The following is a 3,103-nucleotide window of genomic DNA, read 5'->3' on the forward strand; positions in this document are numbered from 1 at the left end:
TTACTTACGTCAATGCCTACCCATTGGGAGATATTTTCCATTTTTAACTCTCCACCTTCAATTACTTTCTTTTAATTTGTTTTGTTTTTTATTCATCCCCTTGATTTCACTCATCCTTGCACGATACGGGCTATATTATCTATGTCTTTGTTCATAGTTTTTACCCCAGGCGACTGTTCGAGTTCTGTCATGGAGATTGTTGTGGTGATCCTTGCTACGATGCGGTCTTTTCTGACCCAGGTTGGGACGGTCTACCACTTCCTCTAACATACCTCTAAGATACAAGGTTGGGTTGAGGAACGAAACCCAACAACGCTTATTGGTATTTTGGGGTTAATTTTTTGTTTTTACAGGTTTACAATATATAAAGTCACTCACAATAGACTTATGACACTAACCCTCAGCTTACCACCAGAATTAGAACAGTATTTAATACAGGAAGCACAACAGCAAGGACTTTCTGTGGAAACTTATGCACTGCAATTACTGCAAAAAGAAAAACAATTGAAAACAGTTAATGTGCTTCAGTCTTGGATAGATGAAAGTGATGAACAAGAACAGCAGGAAACAGGGGAATATTTGATTAATGCTTTAGATGAAAATCGTTTATCTAATCGTCAATTATTTCCGCAAGAATTAAAAGGTGTCAGTTGGTGAATAAAATTATCTTATTAGATGCTGGACCTATAGGTTTAATCACAAATCCCAAATTATCAGATGAAAGCCTTGCTTGCGCTAAATGGCTACAAATGCTAATTTTTTCAGGTAATAGAGTTATCATTCCTGAAATTACTGATTATGAAGTGCGACGAGAATTATTAAGAGCAAATAAATTTAAAGGTATTGCTCGTTTAGATGAATTAACTCAACTGGTAGAATATCTACCAATTACAACAAATGCAATGCGTCAAGCTGCTTTATTTTGGGCGCAAGCTCGACAACAAGGACAACCAACAGCAGGTGATAAAACGATTGATGGAGATATAATTTTAGTAGCTCAAGCTGTAACTTTAAATGTTGCAGATATTGTGATTGCCACAACTAATGTTGGTCATTTGTCAAGGTTTGTTACTGCTGATTTATGGCAAAATATTCAAATAAACTGAATAACATTGCAGAAGATTGTTCTCAATTGTATGGAAATATTATATGAATGAAGTAATTGAGATACCCATTAATTTGACTTACTTTCAACTTCCTGAAGCTGTGCAAGCACGGTTACAATTTTTATTAGATCGTCAAAATGCTGGGGAAGAATTGACTTTAGCAGAAAGAAATGAAGCTGAAGGTTTAGTTGATTTGGCGGAATTTTTATCTTTGCTTTCCTTACGTTCTCAGCGTATCATGCGAGCGGGATAAATGTCACCCACCATTTTAATCATGGCTACTTGGACTATTTTCCTCAATTTTTTCAATTTGAGGCTCTAGCGGCTCTATTTGCATGGCAGAAGATTCTATGTCTTGCTTATTTCCTTGTTGAGTTATGGATAAATCATCATTTTCTTGAATATTATTATCAGAAATCTTTTCATTTTTATCTAAAAATTCATCCTCTAGTTTTGGTCTTCTTGTTGTTTCGATAAACTTTATTGTTAACCGATAACCTATTGTTGCAGAAACAATACTTTCTCTCAGTTCTTGTAGATTTTGTTTTTGTGTCGAGATTTTCAAAAATTTTGCAAAAGACTCTAGAGATTTTTTTGTAGGGAAAGACAATTTTAAAAAGTCTAATCCCTCTTCTTTTGAATTTAACTCATCTAATCTTTGTGAAAGTTGAGTATAGTCTAAATTTTCATTTTGATGAGTTTTATCAATAGGTTTACGCGATGAAATCTCTTTCTTTTTAACACGTTGTTTTTTATTTTTTCTAGATTCAGATATATTTTCTGGTGATATAGTTTCACATTTACGACTAAAATAACTTTTAATTAACCGCCAACGAGTTGAAAAATCATGATCATTTTCTGGTAAAGTCCAAATACAGTGGAGATGATCAGGTAAAATAACAATAGCATCTATAATAAATGGATGTTTCCGCATTACATAACTAAAAGCATCTCTTAATAAAGAAACATTTTTTGGTAAACATAATATTTTTTGTCTTTTATCTGTCACAACTGTAAAAAAGTATGTTCCTCCTGCCACTTTGGCGCGGCGATATTCCATACTATAAATATCCTGTGATTAAAGTTGTGTTTTATGATGTTGATTTTCCTTGCGTCAACCCAACCTACTTAATAGTATAATTGATAAATAACAGATATCCTTAATTAGCATTATGACTACAGTTGCTATTGTACCTACATCAAATGCCAGTGGAGAAAAGTCTTATCGCGCGATCGCTGGAGATAAACAGTCTGTTGGCAAAACTGCCGGTCAAGCTTTAGATGCTTTGACTACACAGTTAGGTGAGGTTGAATTTCGGGCATTATTAATTATTGATAATTTTCATGCTGATCAATTTTTCACTAATGAGCAAAAACAACGTTTATCCGAACTAATGAGTATGTGGAGAATAGCACGAGATCAAGGACAAACACTTCCCTCAGAAATACAAATTGAATTAGATAATCTTGTTAATGCTGAACTCAATGCCGCTACAGCCAGAACTGCATCTTTAGCACAACAGTTGAGTCAATGAATCCATTTTATCATCTAGTAGCAGATCGTGCCTTTCATCGCTGTGAATATTGTCATGCACCGGAATTAGTATTTAATTTTCCCTTTGAAGTTGAACATATAGTTCCTACTTCTCGTAGAGGCACTAATGTTGAAATTAATTTAGCCCTTGCTTGTCGTTCTTGTAATCTGCGAAAAGGATCTCGTATTGGTGAAATAGATCCCGAATCTAATACAGAAGTTCGTCTTTTTAATCCTAGAGAAGACCAATGGGAAAAGCATTTTCAAGTTAATCCTGAAACTGGTTTAATTATAGGTATAACGCCTATTGGAAGAGTAACTGTAAAGAGTTTAGAGCTAAATAGTCAATCTCAAGTGATAGCAAGACAATTATGGATTCGTTTGGGATTATTTCCATAAAATGGAAAATTAGAAATGAAAAAAATATTTCCCCCCAACTATAGAAAAGCATTAATTCCCCCCA

The 3,103-nt window shown here is 34.1% G+C and carries 6 protein-coding genes; 5 read left to right on the forward strand and 1 reads right to left on the reverse strand.

Features of this window, described 5'->3' with window-relative positions; genetic code table 11:
* Window positions 1–387: 387 nt before the first annotated feature.
* From FJR38_RS10455 to FJR38_RS10465, 3 genes are read left to right on the forward strand one after another with little or no spacing between them, the layout of a single operon-like run.
* Window positions 388–657: a hypothetical protein gene (locus tag FJR38_RS10455; protein WP_168536896.1), complete on the forward strand. Its 270-nt coding sequence runs from the start codon at window positions 388–390 to the stop codon at window positions 655–657.
* Window positions 654–1,106, forward strand: coding sequence for a nuclease (locus FJR38_RS10460; protein ID WP_371418173.1), 453 nt, complete (start codon window positions 654–656; stop codon window positions 1,104–1,106). The genes FJR38_RS10455 and FJR38_RS10460 overlap by 4 nt, the downstream gene beginning before the upstream one ends.
* Before the next feature lie 43 nt (window positions 1,107–1,149).
* Window positions 1,150–1,359 carry a hypothetical protein gene (locus tag FJR38_RS10465; protein ID WP_168536898.1) on the forward strand — a complete coding sequence of 70 codons (210 nt, stop codon included), beginning with the start codon at window positions 1,150–1,152 and terminating at the stop codon, window positions 1,357–1,359.
* 15 nt (window positions 1,360–1,374) lie between these two features.
* Here the strand turns inward: FJR38_RS10465 and FJR38_RS28400 are convergent, their stop codons facing one another.
* Window positions 1,375–2,166, reverse strand: a complete 792-nt coding sequence (locus FJR38_RS28400) for a transposase (protein WP_254449415.1) — start codon at window positions 2,164–2,166, stop codon at window positions 1,375–1,377.
* A 112-nt stretch (window positions 2,167–2,278) separates the two neighbouring features.
* Between FJR38_RS28400 and FJR38_RS10475 the strand changes: the two genes are divergently transcribed.
* Both FJR38_RS10475 and FJR38_RS10480 read left to right on the forward strand, forming a co-directional pair.
* Window positions 2,279–2,641 carry a hypothetical protein gene (locus FJR38_RS10475; RefSeq protein WP_168536900.1) on the forward strand — a complete coding sequence of 121 codons (363 nt, stop codon included), beginning with the start codon at window positions 2,279–2,281 and terminating at the stop codon, window positions 2,639–2,641.
* Window positions 2,638–3,039, forward strand: coding sequence for an HNH endonuclease (locus FJR38_RS10480; protein WP_168536902.1), 402 nt, complete (start codon window positions 2,638–2,640; stop codon window positions 3,037–3,039). The genes FJR38_RS10475 and FJR38_RS10480 overlap by 4 nt, the downstream gene beginning before the upstream one ends.
* The last annotated feature ends 64 nt before the right edge of the window (window positions 3,040–3,103 follow it).

It is taken from the genome of Anabaena sp. UHCC 0253 (assembly GCF_009712085.1).
Taxonomy (GTDB): Bacteria; Cyanobacteriota; Cyanobacteriia; order Cyanobacteriales; family Nostocaceae; genus Dolichospermum.